At 66.8% G+C, this 25,152-nt stretch carries 24 protein-coding genes; 13 read left to right on the top strand and 11 right to left on the bottom strand.

Going from position 1 to position 25,152, the window contains the following annotated elements:
* Positions 1–17: 17 nt before the first annotated feature.
* The 6 genes from ACOQPH_RS07855 to ACOQPH_RS07830 are packed head-to-tail and all read left to right on the top strand — an operon-like array spanning position 18 to position 6,828.
* A complete protein-coding gene (locus tag ACOQPH_RS07855; RefSeq protein ID WP_420624075.1) occupies positions 18–1,736 on the top strand; it encodes an N-acyl-D-amino-acid deacylase family protein in 1,719 nt (572 codons plus the stop codon).
* Between the two features lie 57 nt (positions 1,737–1,793).
* Positions 1,794–2,270 (top strand): peptidylprolyl isomerase, encoded by a 477-nt coding sequence (locus ACOQPH_RS07850; protein ID WP_419553536.1) that lies wholly within the window; start codon positions 1,794–1,796, stop codon positions 2,268–2,270.
* Between the two features lie 38 nt (positions 2,271–2,308).
* On the top strand, positions 2,309–3,130 hold the full coding sequence (locus ACOQPH_RS07845) for an enoyl-CoA hydratase (RefSeq protein ID WP_420624074.1): 822 nt from the start codon (positions 2,309–2,311) through the stop codon (positions 3,128–3,130).
* A 20-nt stretch (positions 3,131–3,150) separates the two neighbouring features.
* A complete protein-coding gene (locus ACOQPH_RS07840) occupies positions 3,151–4,782 on the top strand; it encodes a cation:proton antiporter (RefSeq protein WP_420624073.1) in 1,632 nt (543 codons plus the stop codon).
* Entirely contained in the window at positions 4,779–5,600 is an 822-nt protein-coding gene (locus ACOQPH_RS07835; RefSeq protein ID WP_420624072.1) for an inositol monophosphatase family protein, read from the top strand. The genes ACOQPH_RS07840 and ACOQPH_RS07835 overlap by 4 nt, the downstream gene beginning before the upstream one ends.
* The gene (locus ACOQPH_RS07830) at positions 5,590–6,828 is read left to right on the top strand and encodes an AI-2E family transporter (RefSeq protein WP_420624071.1); all 1,239 of its coding nucleotides are present in this window, start codon (positions 5,590–5,592) and stop codon (positions 6,826–6,828) included. The genes ACOQPH_RS07835 and ACOQPH_RS07830 overlap by 11 nt, the downstream gene beginning before the upstream one ends.
* A 25-nt stretch (positions 6,829–6,853) precedes the next feature.
* Here ACOQPH_RS07830 and ACOQPH_RS07825 read toward each other — a convergent pair whose 3' ends face one another.
* On the bottom strand, positions 6,854–7,579 hold the full coding sequence (locus tag ACOQPH_RS07825; protein ID WP_420624070.1) for a M23 family metallopeptidase: 726 nt from the start codon (positions 7,577–7,579) through the stop codon (positions 6,854–6,856).
* Positions 7,580–7,677: 98 nt separating this feature from the next.
* Here ACOQPH_RS07825 and ACOQPH_RS07820 point away from each other — a divergent pair, with 98 nt between their 5' ends.
* Positions 7,678–7,956, top strand: coding sequence for a DUF4031 domain-containing protein (locus ACOQPH_RS07820; RefSeq protein ID WP_420624069.1), 279 nt, complete (start codon positions 7,678–7,680; stop codon positions 7,954–7,956).
* A complete protein-coding gene (locus tag ACOQPH_RS07815) occupies positions 7,943–9,406 on the top strand; it encodes a phytoene desaturase family protein (protein WP_420624068.1) in 1,464 nt (487 codons plus the stop codon). Before ACOQPH_RS07820 ends, ACOQPH_RS07815 begins: the two co-directional genes overlap by 14 nt.
* Positions 9,407–9,427: 21 nt before the next feature.
* Here ACOQPH_RS07815 and ACOQPH_RS07810 read toward each other — a convergent pair whose 3' ends face one another.
* The gene (locus ACOQPH_RS07810) at positions 9,428–10,117 is read right to left on the bottom strand and encodes an alpha/beta fold hydrolase (RefSeq protein ID WP_420624067.1); all 690 of its coding nucleotides are present in this window, start codon (positions 10,115–10,117) and stop codon (positions 9,428–9,430) included.
* Positions 10,118–10,159: 42 nt separating this feature from the next.
* Between ACOQPH_RS07810 and ACOQPH_RS07805 the strand changes: the two genes are divergently transcribed.
* A complete protein-coding gene (locus ACOQPH_RS07805; protein ID WP_420624066.1) occupies positions 10,160–11,935 on the top strand; it encodes an acyclic terpene utilization AtuA family protein in 1,776 nt (591 codons plus the stop codon).
* A 35-nt stretch (positions 11,936–11,970) separates the two neighbouring features.
* Here the strand turns inward: ACOQPH_RS07805 and ACOQPH_RS07800 are convergent, their stop codons facing one another.
* Together ACOQPH_RS07800 and ACOQPH_RS07795 are read right to left on the bottom strand one after the other, a co-directional pair.
* On the bottom strand, positions 11,971–12,918 hold the full coding sequence (locus ACOQPH_RS07800) for a DNA-3-methyladenine glycosylase family protein (RefSeq protein ID WP_420624065.1): 948 nt from the start codon (positions 12,916–12,918) through the stop codon (positions 11,971–11,973).
* Positions 12,919–12,930: 12 nt separating this feature from the next.
* Positions 12,931–13,779 (bottom strand): fumarylacetoacetate hydrolase family protein, encoded by an 849-nt coding sequence (locus ACOQPH_RS07795; RefSeq protein WP_420624064.1) that lies wholly within the window; start codon positions 13,777–13,779, stop codon positions 12,931–12,933.
* 122 nt (positions 13,780–13,901) lie between these two features.
* On the opposite strand from ACOQPH_RS07795, the gene ACOQPH_RS07790 reads away from it, so the two are divergent.
* Positions 13,902–14,423, top strand: coding sequence for a GGDEF domain-containing protein (locus ACOQPH_RS07790; RefSeq protein WP_420624063.1), 522 nt, complete (start codon positions 13,902–13,904; stop codon positions 14,421–14,423).
* A gap of 12 nt (positions 14,424–14,435) precedes the next feature.
* Positions 14,436–14,774, top strand: coding sequence for an integrase core domain-containing protein (locus ACOQPH_RS07785; RefSeq protein ID WP_420624326.1), 339 nt, complete (start codon positions 14,436–14,438; stop codon positions 14,772–14,774).
* Between the two features lie 199 nt (positions 14,775–14,973).
* Here ACOQPH_RS07785 and ACOQPH_RS07780 read toward each other — a convergent pair whose 3' ends face one another.
* Positions 14,974–15,945 (bottom strand): alpha/beta hydrolase family protein, encoded by a 972-nt coding sequence (locus ACOQPH_RS07780; RefSeq protein WP_420624062.1) that lies wholly within the window; start codon positions 15,943–15,945, stop codon positions 14,974–14,976.
* A 575-nt stretch (positions 15,946–16,520) separates the two neighbouring features.
* On the opposite strand from ACOQPH_RS07780, the gene ACOQPH_RS07775 reads away from it, so the two are divergent.
* Entirely contained in the window at positions 16,521–17,465 is a 945-nt protein-coding gene (locus ACOQPH_RS07775; protein ID WP_420624061.1) for an acyltransferase family protein, read from the top strand.
* A 17-nt stretch (positions 17,466–17,482) separates the two neighbouring features.
* Positions 17,483–18,562, top strand: a complete 1,080-nt coding sequence (locus ACOQPH_RS07770) for a hypothetical protein (RefSeq protein WP_420624060.1) — start codon at positions 17,483–17,485, stop codon at positions 18,560–18,562.
* A gap of 162 nt (positions 18,563–18,724) precedes the next feature.
* On the opposite strand, the gene ACOQPH_RS07765 is transcribed toward ACOQPH_RS07770, so the two are convergent.
* The 6 genes from ACOQPH_RS07765 to ACOQPH_RS07740 all read right to left on the bottom strand — a co-directional run bounded on the left by ACOQPH_RS07765 (position 18,725) and on the right by ACOQPH_RS07740 (position 25,139).
* Complete coding sequence (locus ACOQPH_RS07765; RefSeq protein ID WP_420624059.1) at positions 18,725–19,171, bottom strand: IS3 family transposase; 447 nt, start codon at positions 19,169–19,171, stop codon at positions 18,725–18,727.
* A gap of 126 nt (positions 19,172–19,297) precedes the next feature.
* On the bottom strand, positions 19,298–19,624 hold the full coding sequence (locus ACOQPH_RS07760; RefSeq protein WP_420624325.1) for a transposase: 327 nt from the start codon (positions 19,622–19,624) through the stop codon (positions 19,298–19,300).
* Between the two features lie 305 nt (positions 19,625–19,929).
* Positions 19,930–20,904 carry a hypothetical protein gene (locus ACOQPH_RS07755; protein ID WP_420624058.1) on the bottom strand — a complete coding sequence of 325 codons (975 nt, stop codon included), beginning with the start codon at positions 20,902–20,904 and terminating at the stop codon, positions 19,930–19,932.
* A 291-nt stretch (positions 20,905–21,195) separates the two neighbouring features.
* Entirely contained in the window at positions 21,196–22,794 is a 1,599-nt protein-coding gene (locus ACOQPH_RS07750; RefSeq protein WP_420624057.1) for a gamma-glutamyltransferase, read from the bottom strand.
* Between the two features lie 66 nt (positions 22,795–22,860).
* Positions 22,861–24,267, bottom strand: coding sequence for an FAD-binding oxidoreductase (locus tag ACOQPH_RS07745; RefSeq protein ID WP_420624056.1), 1,407 nt, complete (start codon positions 24,265–24,267; stop codon positions 22,861–22,863).
* A 38-nt stretch (positions 24,268–24,305) separates the two neighbouring features.
* Positions 24,306–25,139, bottom strand: coding sequence for a glycerophosphodiester phosphodiesterase (locus ACOQPH_RS07740; RefSeq protein ID WP_420624055.1), 834 nt, complete (start codon positions 25,137–25,139; stop codon positions 24,306–24,308).
* Between the last annotated feature and the right edge of the window lie 13 nt (positions 25,140–25,152).

Raw genomic sequence — 25,152 nt, 5'->3', positions numbered from 1 at the left:
GAGCAGGGGAGCGCGCGATGTCGCACGACACAGTCATTCGCGGCGGCTTGGTGGTGGACGGGACTGGCGCCGACGCCAAGGTTGCCGACGTTGCTATCGACGGCGAACGGATCACAGCGGTCGGTGAGGTGCCCGATTCCGGGCGTACCGAGATCGATGCTGCCGGCAAGGTCGTCACGCCCGGATTCGTGGACATTCACACTCACCTCGACGCCCAGCTGGCGTGGGACCCCATTGGCTCGAGCTCGTGCTGGCACGGCGTTACCTCGGTGGTGATGGGCAATTGCGGGGTCACGTTCGCTCCGGTGAAGACCTCCGACATCGAATACATCGCCGAGGTCATGGAGTCGGTCGAGGACATCCCGAAGCAGTCGATCATGCAGGGTTTGCCCTGGGACTGGCGCTCTTACGGCGAGTACCTCTCCTTCCTGGACGGCATCGGAAAGGGCATCAATGTGGGCGGCATGGTCGGTCACGTCGCAGTCCGCTGGCACACGATGGGCCCTCACAGCCTCGAAGAGCGCCCCGCTTCGGCGTCGCAGGTCGCCGCGATGTGCGAGCTGGTGGACGAGGCGATGGGCTCGGGCGCCCTGGGGTTCTCGACGTCGCGCACGTTGCTGCATCGCACGCCCGACGGTCGTCCGATCCCGGGCACGTTCGCTGACGACAACGAGTTGTACGCGTTCGGCGATGTCTTGGGCCGCCACGGCCGGGGCGTGTTCGAATCAGCTCCCCGCTTCGAGGCCGCCGGCCCGGACTTTGCCGGCGGTCGCCATGAGATCGAGGTGCTCGGCGAGATCACCCGGCGCAGCGGTCAGCCGTGCACCTTCGGCCTGGTGTACTCCGCCCGCAAACCCGAGATGAGCGATCTGGTGCTCGGCTACGTCGCCGACCAGAACGCGGCGGGCGCGAACCTGCGGCCGCAGACCACCTGCCGCGCCATCGGCGTCGTCTTGGGAATCCAGCACCGCACGCCGTGGGACCGCGCCGGTGACACCTGGCGTTCGTTGCGCCACCTCAGCGTCGCCGAGCGACTCGCGGCAATCCGTGACCCCGCCACGCGTGCAGCACTGGTTGCCGAGGCAGACTCGTCGGACGAGAACTCCACCGGTATGGCGAACTCGCTGGTGGACCTGAGCCGCCTCTACCTGCTCGATGCCGTCAATCCGAATTACCGGATCGGACCCGATGACACGCTCGACGCTCAGGCTGCCGCCGCAGGGGTGTCCCCGGTGGAGTTGTTCCTGGATGCGACGGATCGCTCCGACGGCACTGTGATGCTGAGCCTGCCGGTGCTGAACCAGGACTTCGACGCGATCGAGCGGCTGCTGAGCCACCCCTCCATCGTCATGGGTCTCGCGGATGCGGGAGCCCATGTCGGTCAGATCATGGACTCCAGCCAGCCCACGTTCTTCCTGAGCCACTGGGTGCGCGACAACGGGTTCTTTTCCCTTCCCGAAGGAGTGCGCCGGATCACCTCGGACACTGCGGACCTGTTCGGGCTGGCCGACCGGGGTCGGCTCGAATCCGGCCGGTTCGCCGACGTCAACATCATCGACCTCGATCGGCTGTCGTTGTCAGGACCCCAGTACGTCTACGACTTCCCGGGCGGTGCGGGTCGGTACATCCAGCGCGGAGCCGGCTATGAGGCCACACTCGTGAACGGCCAGATGTTCATGCGCGACGGCGAGCACACCGGTGCGCTCGCCGGACGCACGCTCCGCTCCACCGACTGACGGCAAGCGCTCGGGCCTCGAGGCTTGCCGGGCGCGCTTGGATAGCGTCGCAGCCTCATGGCATCTGCACCTCCAATGAACATCAACACCGATGCGATCTGGCGTGTCACCCTTGACACGTCCAAGGGTCGCATCGTCATGGATCTCGACCCGCAGCTGGCGCCGGCCACGGTGAACAACTTCGTCAACCTGGCCCAGGACGGCTACTACACCGGGCTGACGTTCCATCGCGTCGTTCCAGACTTCGTCATCCAGGGCGGCTGCCCCGAGGGGTCCGGGCGCGGGGGCCCGGGATACCGCTTCGCCGACGAACCGGTGAAGGGCGACTACACGCTGGGTGCGGTGGCAATGGCCAATTCCGGTCCTGACACGAACGGCAGCCAGTTCTTCATCTGCATCGACGACTGCCGCGCCAAGCTGCAGCCCGCCTACAACCTCTTCGGCTATGTGACCGAGGGCATGGACGTTGCGCTGGGCATCGCCGTGGGCGACACGATGGACACCGTGACGGTGGAGGCACTGCCTCGCTCGTGAGTAGCGTGGTCGCAGCGGCGTCTGCGAGGAGGATTCAGATGAGCGGCAACCAAACGAATGACACAGTGCTGTACGAGGTTGACGACGGCGTGGCAATCGTCACGCTGAACCGTCCCGAACGCCTGAATGCCTGGACGGGTGAGCTAGGCACCGGCTACTTCGACGCTCTGGACCGGGCGGCAGCCGATTCCGATGTGCGCGCAGTCGTGGTCACGGGCGCAGGCCGAGGTTTCTGCGCCGGGGCCGACATGGACAGCCTGCAGGGAATCAGCAGCGGCCAAGGAGAAGGCACCGGCGGTGGGGACGCTCCGCGCGTGCGTGCCGAGCGTCACGACTATGCCCTGACTATTCCCAAGCCGGTTGTGGCGGCGATCAATGGAGCATGCGCTGGGCTGGGCTTCGTCCACGCCATGATGTGCGATGTTCGCTTTGCCGCCGAGGGAGCCAAGTTCACCAGTGCGTTCGCCCGTCGAGGCCTCATTGCCGAGCACGGTGTGGCGTGGATGCTGCCGCGGGTGGTCGGTCCGTCCCATGCGCTGGACATCCTCATGTCCGGTCGGGTCTTCCTTGCCCCCGAAGCCAAGGAGATGGGCGTTGTCAGCAAGGTGGTGCCTGCGGGGGACCTGTTGTCAACGGCTGTCAGCTATGCCCGCGATCTCGGTCGTTACAGCGCGCCGTGGTCGATGGCGCAGATCAAGCGTCAGGTGTGGGGCCAGCTTGACCAGGCAAGTAACGAGGCGCTCGAGGAGTCGAACGCCCTCATGCGCGAGTCGCTCCGACGCACCGACTTCAAGGAAGGCGTCCAGAGCTTCGTCGAGCAGCGCGATCCGAACTTCGAGCCAGTCGTCGCCGACAGCTAGGCGAACGCCGTGAGGCGGCCATGAACGACACGCTGGTCGCCTTCGCTGTCCTGGCGTGGCTGGCGTATCTGGCCAGCCGCTTGCTGGCACGCCACAATCTGCCTGAGCTGGTCGCGTTTCTCATCGTCGGCGCCCTGCTCGGCCCCTCGGGTCCGCCGTTCATCCGTCTGATCGACGAGCCGTCGTTGATCGCGCTGCGTCCGGTCACGGAGGTGGCGCTGGCGGTCCTCATGTTCGTGATCGGCGAGCGCGTGTCGGCGCGTGCGCTGCGGGCTGCGCGGTGGACGCTCACGACCGGTGTCATACAGTTCGCCTTGAGCGCAATAGCGGTGTACTGGGTGACAAGCAGGCTCGGAGCAGACCGTTCGGTGGCGCTGGTGCTCGGTGCGCTCGCCGGTGCTGGCGCGCCGATGACCATCGCGCACATCGTGAGTTCCGTACGGGCGCGGGGCAGCTATCCCACCGGCATCGTCGGAACGCACGCAGTGTCCGATGCGCTGGCCACGACGACATTTGCCGCGGTTCTCCCGATTGCGCTACTGCTTTCCGACGAAGCCGCCGACATCGGCAGCGCTCTCATCAACTTCGTGCAGCTCGGCATCGGCGGGGCGGTGCTGGGCCTCATAGGTGGCTGGTTCATCTCGCGGCTCGGATTCCAGATCGAGACCTCCGGTGAACTCCTGCTGTTCGTACTGGTGCATGTCGTCATCGGGTGGACCATCGCGGGCTGGCTGGACATCTCGCTGCCGCTGGCGGCACTGGTTGCGGGAGCCACTGCAGCAACGGTGTCGCCGCAGTCGTTCTCGGTGAGGTTGTTCCGGACTATCAAGACCGTCGAACAGCCGCTGTACCTGCTGTTCTTCGCCCTCGCCGGCGCCTCCATCCACCTGGCCGATGTGCCCAAGGTTGGCGTTGTCGGCATCGCATACGTCGTTGTGCGCGTGGCAGCGAAGATCGTCGGCGGTTTGACTGGTGGCTTGGTGGGCGGCCTCGGCTGGCGCAGGGCGCTGCGGCTGGGTGTCAACCTGACACCTCAGGCGGGTGTTGCGGTGGGCTTGGCAGTCATTGCATCAGAGCGTCTCGGTGCCCCGGGCGCAGAGGCCGCGACGGTGGTCCTGGGCGCCGTCGTGTTGTTCGAACTGGTCGGACCACTGCTGGTTGCCCGCGACTTGCGTGGCTGGTCGTCCGAAGAAGAAGAGAACGGGTCCGTTCCAGAGCAGTTCGAGCTGCCAGCCCGCGTGCTGGTCGCTGCACCTGTACCGGTGGAGTTGCCCGAGTGGCTGATCGATCAGGCGGCTCGATGGCGTTCGTCGCTGGTCGTGCTGATGCCGGGAGAGCGTGACGAGCCGCACGCAGCCAAGATCGGGGAGCGATGCGGCAGCCGCGATGTCGATTTCGAATTCCGCTCGCTGCGCAACGAGAGCTTCACCGGCGCAGTGGTGCGTTCACGCAGCCAGCATCATGCAGATCTTGTCGTACTGTTCACTCCGCGACCACCGGCGGGCGCCTCGCGCCTGGTGCTCCTGCCTTCCGAGCGGATCGCCCGCCAGATGTCTGTGCCGGTGTTGACCTTTCCGCTGAATCTGCCTGAATCCGACGAGCCGCCGCGACCTCGACGGCTGCCGTGGCAGAGCCCGGGGCGAAGCGAATGAGCCAGGGGGCCGACGCTCCACCGCGCGGAGATCCCCCGAACGCCAGCGAGTCGCTCGTGGGGGCGGTGCGCGACATCGCCGCTGCTGCGGGAGCACTCACGCTGCGCTGGTTCGGCCAGCGCGACCTCGGAGTCTCCTGGAAACGCGACGGGACCGAGGTGACCGAAGCCGACCGGGCAGCTGAACGCTTCGTCCGGGAGCGGATCGCCCAGCAGTTCCCCGGTGATGCGATCTTCGGTGAGGAGGAAGGTGGCGCAGTCCGACCCGATGGGCGGACCTGGATCGTCGACCCCATCGATGGAACCCGTGGCTTCGTGCGAGGCGTTCCGCTGTACGCGACTCTTGTGGCGCTGGTGGACCCCTACGGCCCGCTGGTCGGTGTGATCGACCTTCCCGCGATGGGGTTGACGCTTGCCGCTGGCCGTGGCACTGGTTGCTGGCTCGGCGATCATCGCTGTCTGGTAAGCGATCACCCGGTTCTCCGAGGTGCCATGGTTAACACCTCCAGCTACGAGACCTTCGAGCCTGAACAATTCGAGGCATTGCGCGCCGGGGGTGCGATGATGCGCACATGGGGCGACGCCTACGGCTACTTCCTGGTCGCGACAGGGCAGGCTGAGGCCATGATCGACCCGGTGTGCGAGACCTGGGATCTGGCCCCGATGCCGGTGATCATGTCCGAGGCAGGCGGGATTTTCACCGATGTCGAAGGCCGGCCCGAGTATCGCAACCGCAACGGGATCGCCACCAACGGGCTGCTGCACGCAACCGTCGTCGCCGCCATGGAAGCCCACCACGGGAGTGCTCATGGCGAGTGACGCCCGGAGTCGAAGGGAGCTTCACCTGCCCGAGCGCGACCGAATGCCGCGCTGGGTGCCGCGCGCGATCGGCTTGACCATGGCCGCTGTCGTGGGCTTGGCCACGGCAGCGTGGCTGCTCGAGAAGCTGCAAACCCTGTTGGTGGTCCTGCTCGTATCGATGTTCCTGTCGTTTGCGATGGAGCCGGCGGTGAATTGGCTGGCGCGTCGAGGCTGGCGCCGGGGGCTCGGCACAGCGCTCGTCTTCTTGGTGTTCGTGCTGGCGGTTGCCGGCTTCACAGCAGCGATGGCGTCGGTGCTGGCCGATCAGATCGTCAAGCTCATTGACGCCGCTCCGGGCTACCTGTCCGACATCGAACGCTGGGCCGACGAGCAGTTGGGCGTCCAGCTCAGCACCGACGAGCTCGCGGCGCAGTTCACCGAGGGCGGGAGCGCTGCTTCGGTGGCCGGTGATGTGGCAAGCAACCTCGTGTCGGTCAGTTCGGCCGTGGTGAATGTTGCGGTGCAACTGCTCACCATTGTCCTGTTCACCTTCTACCTGGTGGCCGATGGGCCCCGGCTGCGCCGCCTCCTGTGCTCGACCCTGCTTCCGACCCGCCAGGCGATGGTGCTGCGTGGCTGGGAGTTGGCCATCGACAAGACCGGCGGGTACATCTACTCGCGCACTCTGCTCGCCGTCGCAGCCTTCCTGCTCCACTGGGCCGCTTTCGCCGTCATCGGCGTGCCGTTCCCGGCTCCGCTTGCCATGTGGGTGGGCGTTCTGTCGCAGTTCGTACCGGTCGTCGGCACCTACTTGGCGGGCCTGCTGCCGCTGCTCATTGCGTTGCTCGACAACCCGATCTCGGCGATATGGGTCGCCATCGTGGTGCTTGCGTATCAGCAGATCGAGAACTACCTGCTGGCTCCCCGAGTCACTGCCCACACCATGAACATTCATCCTGCGGTGGCATTTGGCTCAGTCCTGGCGGGTGCCGCCTTGCTGGGCTCGGTCGGCGCGCTGTTGGCGGTGCCGGCCGCCGCAACGATTCAGGCGTTCGTGTCGACGTACATCAAGCGACACGAGCTCATCGAGTCGGAGTTGTTCGAGACTCACAAGGACGAGCCGGACGAACCCGACGAACCCGACGAACCCGACGGCGGGAGCAGTGCGCAAGCGGCTGAGGGTGCCGACGGTGCAGCCCCCGACGCCGATACGGCAGCCGGATCCGACTCGCCGGCATCTGGCTGAAGTGGGCGCCGCCGGCGAGAAGTGGTTAGAAGTGACCCGGGGGCGGTTGCGGCCAAGGTGCCACGTAGTCCAATGGATCGACTGCAGCACCGCCCAGCCGCATCTCGAAGTGCAGGTGCGGGCCGGTGACTGCACCGGTCGAACCAAGTCGTCCCACCCTGTCGCCAGCTTCCACGTAGTCGCCCTCACGCACGTGGATGCTGCTCAGGTGCGTGTACACCGTCGCGATCCGCGCTCCGTGATCGATAATGACTGTGCGCCCGTACGCGGCGTAGTTCCCGGCCGCTATGACGGTCCCCATGCCCGCAGCCAGGACCGAGACCCGCCAACGCCGCTCCCGGTCGACGAAATCGACCCCGGTGTGGGGCAGCCAGCGTCTGCGTACCGGGTGGTAGCGACGGCCGAATTCCGAACTCATGACCGGGTCTGCAAGCGGCATCCGGAATTCGCCGAAGACCGGAACCCGGAGCGGTTGGCAGCCCTGCGTCGCGGAGACGATGGTGGCGATCCAGTCGTCGTAGGTGAGTGCGCCTTCGATGACGGGCCCCAAGTAAGGAGGCGTCGGGAGAGCTGGTTCAGGAAAGCAGGCGTTCAGGTGGAAGTTGACCGGTGGCTCCTCGACGGGAACGTCCGCCGCGTGCACGGCCGGGCCGCCCCCAAGCGCGACACCGGTACACGCGAGCGTGACGGCTGCGATGGCGCGCGTCACCCGCGGGTGGGAACGACGTCCGCGCTGCAGCTGCTCGTTCACGCTGCGCCTCCCCCTCCACAGGCGCGCTGGAAAGGAGATAAGCCTATTTCGTCCGTCTGGCCTGCCCTGACGGAGAACCCGACCGCCGAGCTGGACCGATGACGATCTTCGTCGACGACGCCCGTTGGCAGTGGCGCGGCCGCCGCTGGGCCCACCTCGTTTCCGACGAGAGCTACGACGAACTGCACCAGTTCGCTGCACTCATCGGCAAGCGCCGCGCCGCATTTCAGGGCGACCACTACGACGTCGATGAGGCCGAGAGAGAGCTGGCGCTGCGTGCAGGTGCCGTTGCGGTGAACAGCCGTGAATTGGTGTCGCGGCTGCGGGCGGCGGGACTGCGCCGGCGGAGATCGCGACCCGGTGATGACCTCGTTTGATGCGGTCGTAGTCGGCAGCGGGCCGAATGGGCTGGTGGCGGCGACCGTGCTGGCCCGCGCCGGCAAACAGGTCCTGCTTGCAGAGTCGGCAGATCGCATCGGGGGTGGGATGCGCACTGAAGAGCTGACATTGCCGGGCTTTCGCCACGATGTCTGCTCGGCGGTTCATCCATTCGCTGCGACCAGCCCCGCAATGGAGGCGCTCGAACTCGAGTCATTCGGCGTTAGTTGGCTGCACCACGATGTGGTGCTGTCGCATCCGCTCGCCGGTGGCGACGGTGCAGCCGTGTTTCGCGAGGTGGGGCGAACCGCCGAGGGTCTCGGCGAAGATGCCGCGGCATACCGGCGCCGGATCGGAGCGTTGGTGCACCAGTGGCAGCACTTCGCGGATCTCGCGCTCTCGCCGCCCAGCCGGTGGCCAGCGCTGCTCCTGCAGCGAGCGCCGGCAGCTGCCTGGTCGGCGATTCGGTTCGCCATGGCGTCAGCGTGGCCGGCTGCAGTTCTCGCTCGGCGATGGTTTGCCACCCCCGCGGGGAGGGCACTCGTCGCAGGATGTGCCGCGCATTCCTACGTTCCTCTGGGCAACCCAGCGACAGCAGGATTTGGCACGTCGCTGCTGGCACTCGCACACACCGTCGGCTGGCCGGTCGCGCGGACTGGCAGCTCGGCGATTGCCGATGCGCTTGCATCAGCTCTCCTCGCCGACGGGGGACGCATCGAGACGGGGTTTCGAGTGCGGAATCTCTCCGATTTGCCGGCCGCGCGGGCGGTATTGCTGGACCTCACGGCCTCCAACGCGGCGGCCGTCCTCGGATCCGCCGGCGGGCAGGGTCGGGGGGAGGCAGGTTCGGCCGCGAGTCGCCTGCGCTCGGTGCGTCCAGGCGGATCGGCCCACAAGATCGACTACGCACTTTCAGCTCCATTGCCGTGGGCCCACGAGCCGTCACGTCGTTCAGGCACGGTGCACGTTGGCGGCACGCTGTCCGACATCGCGGCCGCCGAGAAAGCGCACGGTGCGGGTCATCTCAGCGGGCGACCCTTCCTCATTGTCTCCCAGCCCACGATCGTCGACGCGAGCCGCGCCCCGCCGGGATGTCATATTGCGTGGGTGTACGGGCATGTCCCGGTCGGCTACGAGCATGACGCGACGGCCCTTGTGGAGGCTCAGCTGGAGCGTTTCGCTCCGGGCTTCACCGAGTGCGTGTTGGCGCGCTCGGTCAGAGGGCCGGCGGAGTTGGCTGCCGACAACGCGAACTACACAGGCGGCGATATCACCGGGGGCCGACTCGATGCACGCGGGCTGTTGCTCCGATCCGCCACGCGAGGGCATCCCTATCGATTGGCGCCAGGTCTGTATCTATGTTCGGCGTCCACCTCCCCGGGTCCAGGCACCCACGGCATGGCCGGCTGGCATGCGGCACATGCTGCGCTGGCCAGCGAACTCGCCTGAGTTCACGGGCCCTCGACAGGCTCAGAACACTTCGAGGTGTTCCATCACGGCGTCGATGAATCCGAAGTTCTTCGGCGTCGCGAAATGGTCGCAGCCGCGCAATTCGGTGTATGAGGCGTCCGACAACGCTTCGAGCAACGGACTTGCGGGTCCAGCGAAGTCTTCGCTGCCAAGGACCACCCGTACCCGATGGGTGATCCGTGCGAACTGTTCGGGTCCGAGCGGCGCGTGCTTGCGGCGCATGAACGCGGCCAGCGCCTGGCCGTCCTGATCGGGTTCGGCGGCATAGCGGGCAAAGGTCTGTGCGTGAACGTCATCGGCTTCGGCTTCGCCGGCAACACCGCGTGCAATTCGCTCGGCCTGCTCGAGGTCTTGGGAGAACAGGTTCCGGCCGACTCCTGAGACGACGAGGCGGCCGAAGCGTTCGGGTGCCATCGCTGCCATGGCGAGCAGTGTGCGCGACCCCATCGAGAAGCCCACGCCGTCGACAGCTTGACCGCCGACCTCATCGGCGAGTCGTTCGACCAGCTTGGCCTCCATGTCGGCATACCCGGCCGGGTCGTGGTACTTCGGTGCAGAGCCGTGCCCTGGCAGGTCCCACGCGATCACTTCGCGACCACCCTCGCGCAGCAGGTCGATGATGCCGGTCGGCTGCCAGGTGCTCGCAACCGAGCCCGTGAAGCCGTGGAGCAGGAGCACGGGGTTCGCCATGGCGAGAAGTCTGCCAGAACTACGTTTATCGTCCGAGAACATATGAGCACCACCACAGCACCGCCCATCCGGATCGCCAACTGCAGCGGCTTCTTCGGAGACCGACTCTCCGCTGCGAGCGAGATGGTCTCCGATGGCCCCATCGATGCCCTGACGGGCGACTGGCTGGCCGAGCTGACCATGCTGATCCTGTCGCGCATCGCAGCCAAGCGACCCGGCAGCGGTTACGCCCGCACCTTCGTCACCCAGATGGAGGAGGTCATGGGTACGTGCTTGGATCGTGGCATCAAGGTGGTGTCCAATGCCGGCGGCCTGAATCCCTCCGGCTGCGCCGACGCAGTGGCCGAGGTTGCGGACCGTCTGGGCCTCAACCCGTCAATTGCCTACGTGGACGGCGATGACCTCACCGGCCGGCTCGCCGAGCTCATCGAGTCGGGCAACGACTTCGCCCACCTCGACACAGGTCAGCCGCTCGGCGAACTGGCGTCCCGGATCGTGACCGCGAATGCGTACATCGGATGCTGGGGCATCGTCGAGGCGCTCAACCAGGGGGCAGACATCGTCATTACGGGCCGCGCCACCGACGCAGCCGTGGTGGCAGGACCGGCCGCGTGGCATCACGGGTGGACTCGTGACGACTGGGACGCGCTGGCTGGTGCCATCGTTGCGGGACACGTCATCGAGTGCGGCGGGCAGGCCACCGGCGGCAACTACAGCTTCTTCACCGAGATCGCCGACATGACCTACCCGGGATTCCCTTGGGCCGAAGTGGCAGCCGATGGCTCGACCGTGATCGGCAAGCACGCAGGCACCGGCGGGGAGGTTTCCGTCGGCACGATCACCTCACAGCTGTTGTACGAGATCCAGAGCGAGCGCTATCTCAATCCCGACGTGGTGAGCCGCTTCGACACCATCGAGCTGACTCAGCTCGGGCGAGACCGGGTGCGCATCAGCGGCGTCCGCGGTGAGCCCGCTCCGCCGACGCTCAAGGTGGCAATGAACTATCAGGGCGGGTATCGCAACCAGATCTCGATCGGGCTGACTGGCCTGGACATCGAGGAAAAGGCCGAGCTCATCGAGCGGCAGTTCTGGCATGCCTGCCCCTACGGCCCCGACGACTACGAGACCGTGGTGCGCAAGTTCCTGCCGACGCACAAGGCCGACCCCGGCACCAACGAGGAAGCCGTCGCCGTCTACAAGATCATCGTGAAGGATCCGGACGAGCGCAAGGTCGGCCGGGCATTCTCGAACGCGGGCACCGAGATCGGTCTGTGTTCCATTCCCGGGATGTTCGGCACCGGAGGCGGTCCTGGGCCGGGCCAGCCATTCGGGGTCTACTGGCCCGCACTCGTCGACGCAGAGCTGGTTCCTATGCAGGTGGTGGTGGATGGTCGCCGAACCGTCGTCGACAGCACTCCGCCCGACGTCCGGTTCACCGGTGACGAGGTGGCACCCGCCGAGCGCGTCGAGCCTGCCGGCGGGCTGACACGGCCGGTGCCGCTCGGCACGCTGTACGGCACTCGCTCAGGCGACAAGGGACCCAATGCGAACTTGGGCATCTTTGCCCGCTCGGCGAGGGCCTACTGGTGGCTGTCGGATTTTCTGACCGTCGAACGACTCGCGGAACTCATGGGTGAGGCCGCCGAGCACCGGGTGGATCGCTACGACCTGCCCAACATCTGGAGCCTCAACTTCATCTTCCACGGACTGCTGGAGGAAGGAGTGGCTGCCTCGACCCGGCAAGATCCGCAGGCCAAGGCGCTGGGGGAATACCTGCGCGCCAAGATCGTCGACATTCCCGAGGTGCTGCTGTCGTAAGCCGCTAACGCCGTTGCAGATCCGCCAGCCCGTGTCTAACGGCTCTGCAGATCCTGCAGGGACAGACGCGGGCCGTGGCGTGGGGGCGCTCCGGCAGACTTGGCCAGTCCCTGCACCCGGGCGCGCTGACCGCGGTAGGGCTCGAGCAACTCCAGCATCCGGTCGTCGTCGCCGCGCCGTTCGCCGGCAAAGTGCCAGGTGACGTAGCTGGGAATCTGGTAGTCGCCGACGATCACCGAGTCGGGATCGCCATGGCTGAGCATCACCACGATCGACGCGGTCCACGGGCCGATGCCGCGAACGGTTTGCAGGCGGTCGCGCGCCGCATCAGGGGCGAGTTGGGTCAGTCGTTCGAGCGTTCTGGCTCTCCGTGCGAATGCGATGATCGCCTCCGCTCGGCGGCGCTCGATGTCGACGCGATGGAGCTCGTGGTAGGCGAGTGACGCCATCAGCTCCGGAGCCGGTGGCAGCCGCAGTGCGTCGGGTGCGGGCCCTGGCGGGCGCCGCCCCCAACGCCGCAGGATGCCCTGCCACGAGTTGCGGGCATTGAGCCCGGGCACCTTCTGCCCGCACACCGTCGGGACGACGTGTTCCCAGATCGTGCCGGTAGCGGTGAGCCGACGCAGGGGCCAGCGGCGAACCCAGCCGGCCACGATGCTGTCCACGGGAACCAGCGCCGCGGGTTCGTCGTGAGCGCCGAGCAGCGCCGGCACGCCCGACGAGGCGGCGTTGGCTCCCGGACCCCACCCGGCCACGTCCACAGCACGTTCCGAACGAGTGATGCGCAGTGTGGCTTCGCCGTCAGGTGTGTCCTGCGCGCGCCAGATGATCGGCCCGTCGTACAGCACCGGCCCCAGCGCGCCTTTTCCGCCGACACGCCCGAGCGCCTTGCCGATGTCCAATTCGAAATCGAACTCGAAGCGCTTGGTGAGTACAGGCGCAGGAAATGCTCCTGCGGCAGCAGTGCTGGCGTCAGACCGCATCACAACTTTGTTCTAGGCGATGGGCTCCGCAATCACGGGGTTTGTCAACGTGCCGATGCCCTCGATCGTGATCGATACCTCGTCGCCGGGCTTGAGCAGGCGCGGCGGATCGAAGAAGAGGCCGACACCGGCCGGGGTTCCGGTGGCGATGATCGTGCCCGGGTCGAGCGTGAACGCCGTCGACAGATGCTCGACGACTTGGTAGCAGTCGAAGATCAGGTCGTCGGTCTTGGCGTCCTGGCGAACCTCGCCGCTCACCTCGGTCACCAGGCGGCACGAATGCGGGTCGATCGAGTCGCTGGTCACCATCCACGGGCCGCAGGGACCGTGGGTATCCCATGACTTGCCCATCATCATCGTCGGACTCGCACGCTGCCAATCCCGCACACTGACGTCGTTCATGATCGTGTAGCCAGCGATGTGGTCCGGGGCGTCGGCCGCTGATACTGCCCTCGCGGTGCGGCCAATGACTACGGCCAGCTCGCCCTCGTAGTCGACCATGCTGGGCGCCGCTGCCGGGAGATGGATGGGATCACCTGGACCGACGATGCACCTGTAGTGCTTGTTGAAGATGATGGGCACTGACGGGGGCTCGCGGCCTCCTTCGGCGGCGTGGGCTCCGTAGTTCAGTCCGACGGCGAGGATTGTGGGCGGATGCCCCACCGGAGACAGGAGGTTCGCATCGTCGAGCGGTGTCACCGATCCTGTGCCCATTGCCCCGACCGCGGCCACTAGGTCGCCACCTGACGCGGCGAGCAGCGAGGGCAGATCGGTGTGCTCGGTCTGCAGCGTTGCCAAACCGTCGTCGGTCACGATGGCCAATGCCGGCTGGCCGTCCACAAGATGTCGTGCAATTCGCATGCGCCGACGCTAGTGCGGAGGCGCCCATTGGGCGCGGTGAAGCTGCTGCTGGTTGTCGCCGGTGCTGCGGGTTCGTCGCTCGGGATTGTGCGAATCGCTCGACAGTGGCACTCTGGCGATCCATGGCTCGCCATGGCGCCGGGGGCTCGACTCCCGGCGTGTTCGACTCTGTGCTGGAGCCCGTCACGGGACTCCCAGATGTGCGCGTCTTCGCGGTGCTGCTCGACCGGAAGCTGGTGCTGGCTCGGCGGGCCCTCCAGCCGCTCTCGGTGGTGTTCTTCGAAGTGGACGGCTTCTCCCAGCTCAGCAGCACGCAGGCCCGCGTGGCACAGCGGCTAGCAGCCCGCTTGGTGCGGGGCACGCTGCGTGAGTCAGACAGCGTCTGCCACTGCACCGACGGGATCCTGGCCGCCATCCTCGACGACACGCCTCACGGCGGAGCGGTCTGGGCTGCCGACCGGGTTCGACGCGAGGTGGCGGCACGCTCGTACCACACCGGCATCACGCTCTCGATGGGCGTGGCGAGCTACCCCACGCACGCGCTGGAAGTAGCAGATCTGCGCGACCGCGCGTACGCGGCCTTGTTCGTCGCCCGGTCGCTCGGTCCATCCCGACTCGAAGTGGCCGAGGCGCTGCGCCCGTAACCCAGGACTCGCATCGCAGAGTCGAGCAGCAACGCGAGCGGATGCTGCAGCCGGTCTCGGATCGGGACTTGTCGTTGCGCCGTCGCCGAATCGTTCATCTCGACGCTCCAGCACGAGCTCACATCACGGCGCCGCTGGCGCACCCGCGACCAAGCCCGCCGAGACATCGCTGTCTGGATCGAAACCTGGTACAACAGAAGATGGCTCCACTCAACCAGCAACATGACCAGCCCAACGGACTACGAACTAGCCAACGCAGCCGAAACCAACCCTTCACGATCCGGGGGGAAGCTCAGCGTGAGACCCCGTTCGTACCCCCCTCCGACACGCCACCTTGGAGCGCAGGCCTAGGAGCCGATCTGCGGGGTGTCGGGCTCGCTTGGACTCGGGTCGTCACTGCTGCACGCGACGACGGTGAACAACATCGCTGCCGCCAGTAACCCGGCGACGAGTCGCTTCCTCAGAACGGGCATCGGCCTAACCTACCTTTGCGGCGCGGCTCACACCGGCGCCTTCGACCGGGCGACGTTCGCTAGCGAGGATCGCTCGCCTAGCTGAGGATCGCTCGCCTAGCTGAGGATCGCTCGCCTAGCTGAGGATCGCTTGCGAACCACCGTGCACTCGCATTGTAGACCATTTCGTGGCTTGACTGGAAGTAGACGAGCAAGGCTCGACCCGACTGTCGGGCGAATACGGGGGCGGGGTCTCCGTCCCCGAAGTAGGTCTCGGTTGTGATCGACAGATGGCCGGGAACCCTCCCCCGACCGAAAAGGTCCACCTCCTCAGCGCTGAGGAGGTCGTCGGGGTGGGCCAGCTGATTGAACACCTCGGCGCCCACACTCGGGGGCAAGAACTGATCGCGGATGCCCTGAGCGATGAAGATCGGGACCGCCTGGTCGCGGGCCGACTCCAGGTACGTCGCCGGACTACGGGTCAGACACTCCTCCTGCGCCGAGCCGGCGGCCCTCGGGTCACCTCCGCAGGCCCGCCTGATGTCGCTGGCATAGCGCAGACCCTTCCTCCTCGCGTGCTCGTAGAACTCCACGAGGTCATGCGGCGGCCCCCAGACCGAGACCGCGCTGACCTTGTCAGGGTGTCGCCCAGCAAGGAGGAGCCCCATCATCCCGCCGCCGGAGTAGCCGACGACGTACACCCGATTGGTATCCACCCCTGCCTGGGCGACGGCATAGTCGATCGCATCCACCGCGTCCTGGACCGCCAAGTCGGATCCGACCGCGTCGGCGTCGTCGTTCTTTCCTCGGAACTCGGGGACGATGACTGCCCAACCATTTTCCTGGGCCCACATCGCAAAGGGAATCCCGGCGTGTTGGGTGTACGGGGCGCTCCAGGAGTGCAATATCACCAACACGGGCTGATCGCGGTCGCCACTCGGAGCCAGCCAGAAGACGGGTTGTTCGGCGCCGTCCGCGGTCGAAATAATCCGAAGCTGCTCGATTCCTGGGACCGACCGCTCCCACCGGGACCGGCCGGAGGACACGTATTTGCTGAAGTCGCGGATCATGTTGATCCGGTCAAGCGATTCGAATGTCAGAGGATCGAGTGGCGGCAGAGTCGTTGTTGTTGTGGTCGTGGTGGTCGGGGAGGGGGAGCCATCGCCGTAGGGGGGGCCGCCGCCGTATGGGGGACGGTCACGATCCGAGGGGCCGCCGCCGCCCCATGGGGGAGCCATCGCCGTAGGGGGAGCCTCCGCCGTATGGGGGACGGTCACGATCCGAGGGGCCGCCGTGGTCTCCACAACTTGCCGCGCGAATCCGGCGTCAGTCGCGGACCCGACGGCATCACGGCCGTCGGCGGACAGCAGGTTCAGCAGCAGGAAAACCGCAATTGTGACTCCTATGCGTCGGGCTGTTTCCATGCTGTTGGGCGTCGGAGGTATCTCCCGCCGTCCTTTCAGCGCAGGCTCTGCGCTCCGGCTGGCGCTAAGTTATCGTCAGCTGATCTGCGCTGCGGGAGTAGCACTAGCAGGCTGCTGAAAAAGTACTGAAATCGCGCATGGACGACGGCAAAGCCGCAGGTCAGGGCGTTGGGCATATATCGGAAAGCGGCTCTTCAGCAGCGTGCTAGCTAGGAGGTGCGATGCGACGGATCCCCGCGCTCGATGGATTGCGCGCCGTAGCAATTGCGGTAGTGGTCGGCTACCACATCGACAGTGCCGTCGTGCCTGCAGGGCACTACGGTGTCTCCCTGTTCTTCGTCTTGTCGGGCTACGCGGTCACCGGCTCGCTGTGTGCCGAGATGGACCGGACCGGTCGGGTCGACCTCGGCTCGTTCTATCGACAACGAGTGCTCCGGCTGCTTCCTGCCCTTCTGGCCGTCTGTCTCGCAATGGTCGCAGTGGGGACCGACTGGTCCCACTTGATTGCGGTGCTCGGCTTCTACGCCAACTATGCGCGAATCGAAGGTCTCGACCTGGAGCGGCTGACGCACACCTGGTTCATCGCGGTGATCGCCCACTTTTACGTGCTGTGGCCGCTCGCCATCGCTGCAATACGAGCCAGGCATCGGACCCGCATCGTCGGAGGCCTGGCGCTGGCTGCCATCGCCTGGAGAGCAATCGCGATCGAAGTCATGTCGCCAGGCTGGGTGTACAACGCGACCGACACCAACGCTGCGGCACTTCTGGTGGGGTGTTATCTGGCCGTCGCTCGGCCCACCACGTGGCGGTTCGCGAGGTGGTCGGTTCCGGCGCTGCTGGCGCTGATGCTGGTGCCCGCATTCGGCAGCACGGGCACAACCGTTCTCTGGGGCGGTTTCGTGGCCCTGGCGCTCAGTGCGCTCACGGTCCAGTACGCGCTGACTGGCCCCGTATGGTTGGCGAACCGGGTCCTGTTGCGGGTCGCCGAATTGTCCTTCGGGCTCTACCTCTGGCACTACGTGTTCATCCGCTCTGACATCGCCCTCTGGCTGGCCCTCGTCCTCACCGTCACGGCGACCACCGCCTCGTGGTATCTCCTCGAACAGCCGGTCCTGCGCTGGGCGGCAAGGCGGAAGGGTCAGGCTCGGACTCTTCCAGCGCTATAGGCGTAACGGCCGGCGCCATGAAGAGATCCCCCTTCCGACAATGGCTCGCTCTGGCCGTTGCTTTGATCTTCGCGATCTCCGTCGTGACGGTGTACGAAAGGGAGATCACGGCAGACGGTGATGCTCCTGCCATTCCCGTCGACGGTGACGGGGCGGTTGACGTGCCGGCACCGAACGAGACGGACGGCGGGGTCACAACGACGACCGAACCGGTAGAGGACGTGTCCGCGGCGCCAGTAGCACCTCCTCCATTCCCGAACCAGTTCGAGCCTTCGCCCAATGAGGTGCAGGCCGACGCCAAGCGGCTCGGTGCCGTGGTGGCCTACCAGATCACGAACTACGGCCCGGACTCGTCGGTGAATGAATTGGCGGCGGGCGTGACAGCCGATCCTGCTCGTGCCGACGCGCTCGCGAGGGGGGCGGCGACCGTGCATCACCCCGGGATGTGGTCACGCGGCACGATCGAGTACGCCCAACTCGGCGGTCACTTTGACGACCGGATCTCGATAATGGTCGTGATCCACCAGGAGTTGGGTGGGGAGGGCACAGCGGATGCCGAGCGAGCCGAGACCCGGACGATGGACGTGCGCCTTATGAGGGGCGCTTCGGGTGCGTGGGAGTTCGAGGAGCTCGCTTCGGCCGGAGGTCAGCCGGTCGCTCGGCCTGCGGACCTCTCGCCCCTCGCCGCCTCGGTGGTCGACGATCCCCGAATCGACCTCCCCGATTCGGCGATCTGGGACATCTACTCCGGGGACACCGATCATGCGCTGCTCGAGGCGATGCTCGACATCGCCGAGCGAACCCCCTACTCCGTCATCGTGTTGAAAACGGGACACCCGCACAACGTGTTCGGAACGGGTAGGTTAAGCAATCACACGGTGGGCCGGGCGGTCGACATCCACGAGGTGGACTCGGAGCTGGTAATCGACTCGCACGACGCGACGTCATCGATCTATGTGCTATCCGAGTGGCTGGTGTCGCGGCACGACATCAGGGAGTTCGGAAGTCCGTGGCGGTTCGACGACGCGGTTGCGCACAACTTCACCGACGAGGTTCACCACGATCACCTCCACGTGGGCGTCTTCCCGGAGTTGTAGTCCTCGCCGGGGGCCCTTCCATTGCACGAGGTAGCCGTTGGCTTGGGGTTCTCTGGTCCACAGCGGCCTTCTCCAAGTGACCTGGAGAATGCGGTTCCCGGCGGTTGCGGTGACGTCGCGGGGGCGCCGCGATTCGCATCGGCGCTTTCCCCCGTTGATCGGTCAGGTGGTTAAGACGGGCTGGTTGACCGCGGTGTCACGGTAGTGGGCTTCGTATTCGTCGGGTGTCCGGCAGTCCAGGCTGGTGTCGCTTCGGTCGCTCATCTGATAGCCCAGCAGCCGGCGGCTGCCCAGGTCGAGCACCACCGCCAGGTACAGCCAGCCTTGGTCGGTGCGCACGTAGGTGATGTCCGACACCCACGCCCGGTCCGGGGCGCCGGGAGCGAACCGGCGGCCTACCAGATCGGGCAGCTTCGGCGCCGAGCGTGCCGGTGTGGTGGTGCGCTTGGGCCGCCGCGGGCGGATCCCGGCGATCTGGTGGGCTCTCATGAGCCTGGCGACACGCTTGGGGTTCACCCGATGCCCTCTGGCTCGCAGCTCAGCGGTCACCCGAGGCGACCCATTGGTGCCGCCCGAGGTGGCATGGGTCTCACCGATCTCTGCCGCCAAGGCCGCCTCGGCCGCCTCACGGTCTGTCGGCCGTGTCGCGTGCCTGACGGCTGACCTTGGCCACACCGCAGCACATCGAGGTCGGGAACCCCTCGGCCCTTTGGGCCAGCACCCACCGATACCGGGTCACTGTCCCGACTCCTTCACCCAAAAGGCCGTCGCCGCTTTGAGCAGATCACGCTCCATGCGCAGCTGAGTGTTCTCCCGCCGCAGCCGCGCCAGCTCGGCACGCTCGCCGGTGGTGAGCCCCTCACGCTCGCCGCGGTCGATCCGAGCCTGGCGCACCCAGTTGCCCAGATTCGACGCGCCGATCCCCAACGAACGAGCCACCGACACGATCGTGCGGCCCTCGTCGAGCACCAATGCGACAGCGTCAGCCTCGAACTCCTTGGGGAACGATCTTCGCGTGCGGCCCGGCGCCAACACCGGCTCCGACCAGCTCTGTTCCTGCATCGTTGACACGGCTACCTCTTAATCGAGGTGACAGGCCCCCCGAGGGCGCGACCCCGGCCGTTCACCTGACAGGGACCCCTCACAACCGGTCCAGTTGGACGGTCGACGTGTGCAGGCCGACCGATTCGTTCGCCACCAACGGTGAGTGGGTGCAGCGGCGGTCTGGCGTGCCACCGCGGCCAGGAACCAGTCCGAGATCTCGTGCTCGAGCAGCCGCTTAAGCAACAGATCCCTGGCGCAGCCGCTTACATTGCGAGCGCACCGAGTACGACGTCATCAGCACCGATGCCTTGGGCAGCTCCTTGCTAGTTGCAGAGGCCGCTGTCGCTGACGCCGCGTTCGCTGTAGCACAGAGGCGTGGCGAAGACCTCCTGGAGCGTGAACGTTCTTGCTTCGGCGTCGGTGTCGTCGTCTCCCGACGAGCCACCGCTTGAGGTGGCGGTGATGAGCAGCCGGTAGCCGCGAATCGAATCGTCAGGCAGGCCCACGACGTCGATGGTGATCCCCGCGACGCCGCCAGACTCGCTCGGTGCCCCGCTGACTACGACGTGCGAGGGCGGCTCGTCGGACTCGAACACCGCTGCGATCATGTTGCCGAGTTCGGCCAGCGTTGGCGCTGTCGGTGCTGCGCCGAGCTGGCTCGTGATTTCGTCGATCGCACTGAGGCGTGCATCGGGGGACAGCGCAGCGAGATAACGGCTGCTGGCCCAGCCCAAGATTGGGCCGGCTTGGATCTCGTACCACGTGGAGGTGCGCAAGTCGCGACTGCGGCCTGTCGCGGTGAGGCCGTCGACGCTCAACGACCCGACAACCACCCCTGCGTCGACGTCACGGACTTGCAGAACCTGGTCGCCCTGTCCTCCGAGCCGCAGATTCAGCTTGGCGACGATTGTTCCGTTGGGCGTGTCGCGTACGTTGAGAGCGCTGGTGTGTCGGATGCCGACGATTCCCAGCTGTGTGCCGGCCGCGGGTCCGAATTCCGACGGCTCGCCGGGCAGCTCCTCTGTGGTGCCGGGTGCCGCAATGGTCGTGGTGGGCGTCAGCGTGGTCTCTGGTGCGACGGTGACGAGGGGGACCGTACCGGCGACAGTCTGCGAGGTCTCGGCAACGGTCGCCTGAACAGGCTGATCGGGGACTTCTGAGGTTGTGGCCGCCTGGGCGGCGGTGACGTCGGCTGGAGCCGGTACCTGATAATCGGTGTCGCGCAACGAGACGAACAGCGCGAGCACCGCAATCACGAACGCTGCACCCGCAACCCCGGCCGCGAAGTTGTTGGACATCGCAGGTGCACCTCCTGTGCATGCGCTGACCGTCTGGCCAAGCGCAATAGTGCCCAGAGAACCACAGACTTGGAGTCTCGGTCGGGCACTCTCTACCGGAAACTTCGACTTCTTGAATTTCTGAGCCTGCTATTGGCCGGATTCAATCGGTCGTTGCAACACCGCCCCATCTCCCTGCTGTTCCTGCATCGTTGACATGACTGCCTCCTGATCGAGGTGACCGGTCAACTGGGGGAGGCAACCCATCCCCGAACACGGAGGCTTAGATGCCACGCAGATGCAGATTGCTTGTCAGTAGCCCGCAACCGAACCGGTGAGCGCCCGAGGGTCGGCAGCGCCGGCGAGCACACCGTCGTGCACCTCGATGAGATGCGCGTGCCCGAAGGAGTTGTCGTGAGGGCCGTCGGTGCCGACGTGGTGGCCACGCTGTCGCAAGTCGGTGAGCCCGTTGGCACTCGCCCAGGCTGCGTGCCCCTCGATGCGCAATTCGAGGTTGCCGGGTTCGGCCCACGTGTCGAAGCCTGTTCCTGCGGCCGCTCCCCAGCGCCAGCGCCCTGAACCGATCGAGGCCGCAGGTTCGGAACCGAGACACAGCGAGCGGGCCAGCACCTGCAGCAGCACCTGCGGCTGGGCGTCGCCACCCATCGTCCCCACGACCGAGCGCAGAGAACCGTCGGCGCGCTGGACGACGGCTGGGGCGAGGGTGTGAGGGGGACGGCGCCCAGGTCGGTACTCGGCGGGATGGCCCTCGGTGAGATTGAATCCGATACCCCGGTTGTGCAGGCTGATCCGGTGTGTCGGCGTCCACAGCCCCACACCCCAGCCCCCCGCATTCGACTGGATCAGCGAGACGCCCATGCGGTCGGCATCCACGGCCGCGAGGTACATCGTGTCGCCGGTCCCGGTCCCGGCGCCGAGTGGCGCCACAGTGTCGGGCGAGATCGCTGCACGGCGCGGTGCGAGCCGGTCGGGCGCAATCAATGCGGCCCCGTCAGCGGTGTCTGAGAGCACCGCGGGCCGATCCCAGCCCGCCTGCTTGGCTGCCTCGGCCAGCAGGTGGGCGAACAGCGGATCGTCGGGGTCAGGGGGGAGGTCCAGTCCCGAGGCGATCCACGCGCCCGCGAGCGTGAGGTAGCCCTGCGAGTTGGGCGGCACGGTCCAGATGCTGTGCTCCCAGGCATCCGCGCCGAGCGGCGTCACCCAGTCGGCTTGCGAGCGGGCCAAGTCCGCTGTGGTGTACTCGCCACAGCCCAGTTCGATGAGATCCCGCCCGAAGTCGCCTTCGTAGTAGGCCTCCCGACCGCCCTCGACGATCTCGCGCAGCGCCGTCGCGACACCGGGCCGCGTGATGAGATCTCCCGGCAGGCACTGCGGTGAATAGTCGCCGGAGTTTGCAATGCCCTCGAGCAGCGTCGCCCCAGCCGCACCATGGGGCGAGAGGGGAAAGCCGCCTTCCGCGAGGTCGATCGCAGGAGCCAGCACCTCCGCCAGGGGTGCCCGTCCGTACCGGTCGTGCAGGCTCATCCATCCGTCGACGCACCCAGGTACCGGAACGCTGCGGATGTCGTTGGAAAAGCGCATCCGCGTGCGCCCCTGCGCCCGAAGCGCATCTGGATCGGCACCGCTCCCGGCTCGACCGCTTGCATTGAGCGCTGCCGGCGCCTCGCCGTGGGTGTGGTGGACCAGCGCCCACAGGTCGCCGCCCATGCCGCACATGTGCTGCGTGGTGACCGCGAGCACGGCGGAGGCGGCCACCGCAGCGTCGGCCGCTGAGCCTCCGGCACGCAGCAGCGATACTCCGGCTTCGCTCGCGAGGTGGTCGACGCTGCACACCATGCCGCTGCGGGCGTAGCGGGTGGCGAAGGGAACTTGCGGTCGGGAGCGGCTCATGGATCGAACGGTAGACCCACCCAGCAACACATGCGTCCGAACTGACTGGTCTTCGCTGCGGGTCTGTCAGGGCAGCAGTACATGGGGGTTCAGCAAGCCCTCCGGGTCGAGCGCCCGCTTGATGGCGCTGAACGCGGCCAGCTCGGCCTCGGTGCGGTTGAGGTGCAGTTGTCCGAGCTTGGCCGTTCCGATGCCGTGCTCGGCCGAGATGCTCCCGCCGAGTTCGGCGACATAGCGCAGCACTGCATCGTCCACCTCCTCGGCAGGTTCAGCCCCGCCGGGGCCGAGCACGTTGACGTGTACGTTGCCGTCCCCGAGGTGGCCGAACAGCAGCGGCTGAGCGTCGGAGTCGGCCATCCGGACGACGTCGGCGACGCCGTCCACGAACTCGGCGAGACGAGCCGCCGGCAGCGTCACGTCCAGCTTGTGAGGGATGCCGGCCGCCGAGATCGCTTCGGTGACGTTCTCGCGGAATGCCCACAGCCGCTGGCGTGCAGGAGGGTCGAGCGCCACGGCCGCATCGATGAGCAGATCGGCGATCTCATCCACGGCAGTGCCGAGCTCGTCGCTGGGATCGGTGCGCGCCGCGGCCTCGGCGATCAGCCACGCCGCGCCGCTGGCGTTTCTGCTGCCGCTGGAAAGGCTGCCGACAGGAGGATCCACGCCTAGGTGGGCCGACACGAGCGCCATTGCCGAGTCGAAAACGGCTTCCAGCGCGTGCAGCGAACCGACGCTACGGCGCAGCGCTGCGGCGGCGGCGACAGCGTCCTGGGCGGTCTCGAAGGCCAGCAGGGCGGTCGCACGCTCGGGCTGCAGGGGATGCAATCGCAGCCGCACTCTCGTGATGACGCCCAACGTGCCCTCACTGCCCGCCAGCAGGCTTCCGAGGTCGTAGCCGGTGTTGTCCTTTTCCAGGCCTGCCAGATGGCTCACGATCATGCCGTCGGCGAGCACTGCTTCGATGCCGACGACCTGGGCACGCATGGCCCCGTAACGCAGCACGTTGATGCCTCCGGCGTTGGTGGCAACCATGCCGCCGATCGTCGCCGACTCGCGCGCAGCGAGGTCCACGCCGACGCTGAGTCCGGCCGCTGCCGCATGGATTTGGGCATCGGCCAGGGTCACTCCGGCGCCCACGGTCACTTGGGACGCGAGCTCGTCCACTGCCTCGCAGACGTCAAGACGCCGCATCGAGAGCACGGCCTCGCCTGCGAGTGGCACGCTGCCGCCCACGAGTCCGGTGTTACCGCCCTGGGGCACCACGGCGATGCGGGCAGCTGCCAAGACTCCCATTGCGGCGGCCGTTTCGGCGGTGTCAGCGGGACGCACCACCAGCGGCGTCGAGCCGGCGAAACGGCGAGTCCAGTCGATGGAATAACTCGCGGTGATCTCCGGGTCGCTCAGGACGTGCGCCTGGCCCACGATTTCCGTGAGCTCGTCAACCACAGCCGGATCGATCGCGCCAGCGCTCATGCCCCGAAGCTCATGACTCGAACCTCATGAACCGGCGCTCATGGCCCAGTCCCGCCGTCGCCCTCGGGCCGGTTTCGCCGCTGTGTCATGACCTCGAGCAGCACCCTCGGCTCGTCGGTCATGATGCCGTCGACACCGATGTCGAGCAGGCGTTCCATCTCGGCGGGATCGTCGATCGTCCACACGTACACGGTCAGCCCGGCCCGATGCGCGTAGTCGACCAAACGGCGGGTCGCGAGCGGGATGGGGCCCTGCCGCAGCGGGATCGAAGCGATGCGGCCACGGAACGGGCGCCTTTGCAGCAGTCGGCCCCGCGACCCGAGCCGCGGTCTCAGGCTCGGGTGGGCCGGAAAGCCCACGCCGCTGAGCGCCGCGAGCCGGGCGATCTCACGCGGGCTAAAGCTCAAGCAGACTGATTCTCCGAAGGCCTCATTGATGCGAGCCAACCGTGCATCGGAGAACGAGCCCACACACACCCGGTCGAGCACGCCTGGCCGTCGCAGCGCCTCGATGAGCGGCTCGACGGCGGCATCGGCCTTGGGATCGATGCTGATGCGTACATCGTCGAACGCGTCGAGCAGCTCCTCGAGTCGGGGAATCGGCTCGCCGTCGACGCGGGCTTGGGACACCTCGCTCCAAGTCATCTCCGAGATGCGTCTGTGACGACCCGAGCTCGGCGCGAGCTCATCGTCGTGAAAGACCGCAAGCACTCCGTCAGCGGTCGCTTGCACATCGGTCTCGAGGTAGCGGTAGCCGAGACCCACCGCGCCCTCGAATGCGGCCATCGTGTTCTGCGGCCACACGGCGCTGCCGCCACGGTGGGCGATCGGCACCGGTCCCGATTCGTCCAGGAACGGGTGATGCGACGTCACAGCGCAAGTATCG

Origin of the sequence: Candidatus Poriferisodalis sp., assembly GCF_965221945.1 — a bacterium.
In the GTDB taxonomy this organism is placed as follows: Bacteria; Actinomycetota; Acidimicrobiia; order Acidimicrobiales; family Poriferisodalaceae; genus Poriferisodalis.
Note: the sequence above shows the minus strand (reverse complement) of the source record. Positions and strands in the feature narration are given on the sequence as shown.

What these genes read in the sequence shown, in the direction of transcription:
- ACOQPH_RS07850 (WP_419553536.1), top strand. Translation starts at nt 1,794, where the DNA reads ATGGCATCTGCACCTCCAATGAACATCAACACCGATGCGATCTGGCGT.
- ACOQPH_RS07830 (WP_420624071.1), top strand. Translation starts at nt 5,590, where the DNA reads ATGGCGAGTGACGCCCGGAGTCGAAGGGAGCTTCACCTGCCCGAGCGC.
- ACOQPH_RS07760 (WP_420624325.1), bottom strand. Translation starts at nt 19,624, where the DNA reads ATGCAGGAACAGAGCTGGTCGGAGCCGGTGTTGGCGCCGGGCCGCACG.
- ACOQPH_RS07840 (WP_420624073.1), top strand. Translation starts at nt 3,151, where the DNA reads ATGAACGACACGCTGGTCGCCTTCGCTGTCCTGGCGTGGCTGGCGTAT.
- ACOQPH_RS07845 (WP_420624074.1), top strand. Translation starts at nt 2,309, where the DNA reads ATGAGCGGCAACCAAACGAATGACACAGTGCTGTACGAGGTTGACGAC.
- ACOQPH_RS07805 (WP_420624066.1), top strand. Translation starts at nt 10,160, where the DNA reads ATGAGCACCACCACAGCACCGCCCATCCGGATCGCCAACTGCAGCGGC.
- ACOQPH_RS07775 (WP_420624061.1), top strand. Translation starts at nt 16,521, where the DNA reads ATGCGACGGATCCCCGCGCTCGATGGATTGCGCGCCGTAGCAATTGCG.
- ACOQPH_RS07795 (WP_420624064.1), bottom strand. Translation starts at nt 13,779, where the DNA reads ATGCGAATTGCACGACATCTTGTGGACGGCCAGCCGGCATTGGCCATC.
- ACOQPH_RS07745 (WP_420624056.1), bottom strand. Translation starts at nt 24,267, where the DNA reads ATGAGCGCTGGCGCGATCGATCCGGCTGTGGTTGACGAGCTCACGGAA.
- ACOQPH_RS07780 (WP_420624062.1), bottom strand. Translation starts at nt 15,945, where the DNA reads ATGATCCGCGACTTCAGCAAATACGTGTCCTCCGGCCGGTCCCGGTGG.
- ACOQPH_RS07750 (WP_420624057.1), bottom strand. Translation starts at nt 22,794, where the DNA reads ATGAGCCGCTCCCGACCGCAAGTTCCCTTCGCCACCCGCTACGCCCGC.
- ACOQPH_RS07770 (WP_420624060.1), top strand. Translation starts at nt 17,483, where the DNA reads ATGAAGAGATCCCCCTTCCGACAATGGCTCGCTCTGGCCGTTGCTTTG.
- ACOQPH_RS07810 (WP_420624067.1), bottom strand. Translation starts at nt 10,117, where the DNA reads ATGGCGAACCCCGTGCTCCTGCTCCACGGCTTCACGGGCTCGGTTGCG.
- ACOQPH_RS07835 (WP_420624072.1), top strand. Translation starts at nt 4,779, where the DNA reads ATGAGCCAGGGGGCCGACGCTCCACCGCGCGGAGATCCCCCGAACGCC.
- ACOQPH_RS07790 (WP_420624063.1), top strand. Translation starts at nt 13,902, where the DNA reads ATGGCTCGCCATGGCGCCGGGGGCTCGACTCCCGGCGTGTTCGACTCT.
- ACOQPH_RS07800 (WP_420624065.1), bottom strand. Translation starts at nt 12,918, where the DNA reads ATGCGGTCTGACGCCAGCACTGCTGCCGCAGGAGCATTTCCTGCGCCT.
- ACOQPH_RS07815 (WP_420624068.1), top strand. Translation starts at nt 7,943, where the DNA reads ATGACCTCGTTTGATGCGGTCGTAGTCGGCAGCGGGCCGAATGGGCTG.
- ACOQPH_RS07855 (WP_420624075.1), top strand. Translation starts at nt 18, where the DNA reads ATGTCGCACGACACAGTCATTCGCGGCGGCTTGGTGGTGGACGGGACT.
- ACOQPH_RS07755 (WP_420624058.1), bottom strand. Translation starts at nt 20,904, where the DNA reads ATGTCCAACAACTTCGCGGCCGGGGTTGCGGGTGCAGCGTTCGTGATT.
- ACOQPH_RS07820 (WP_420624069.1), top strand. Translation starts at nt 7,678, where the DNA reads ATGACGATCTTCGTCGACGACGCCCGTTGGCAGTGGCGCGGCCGCCGC.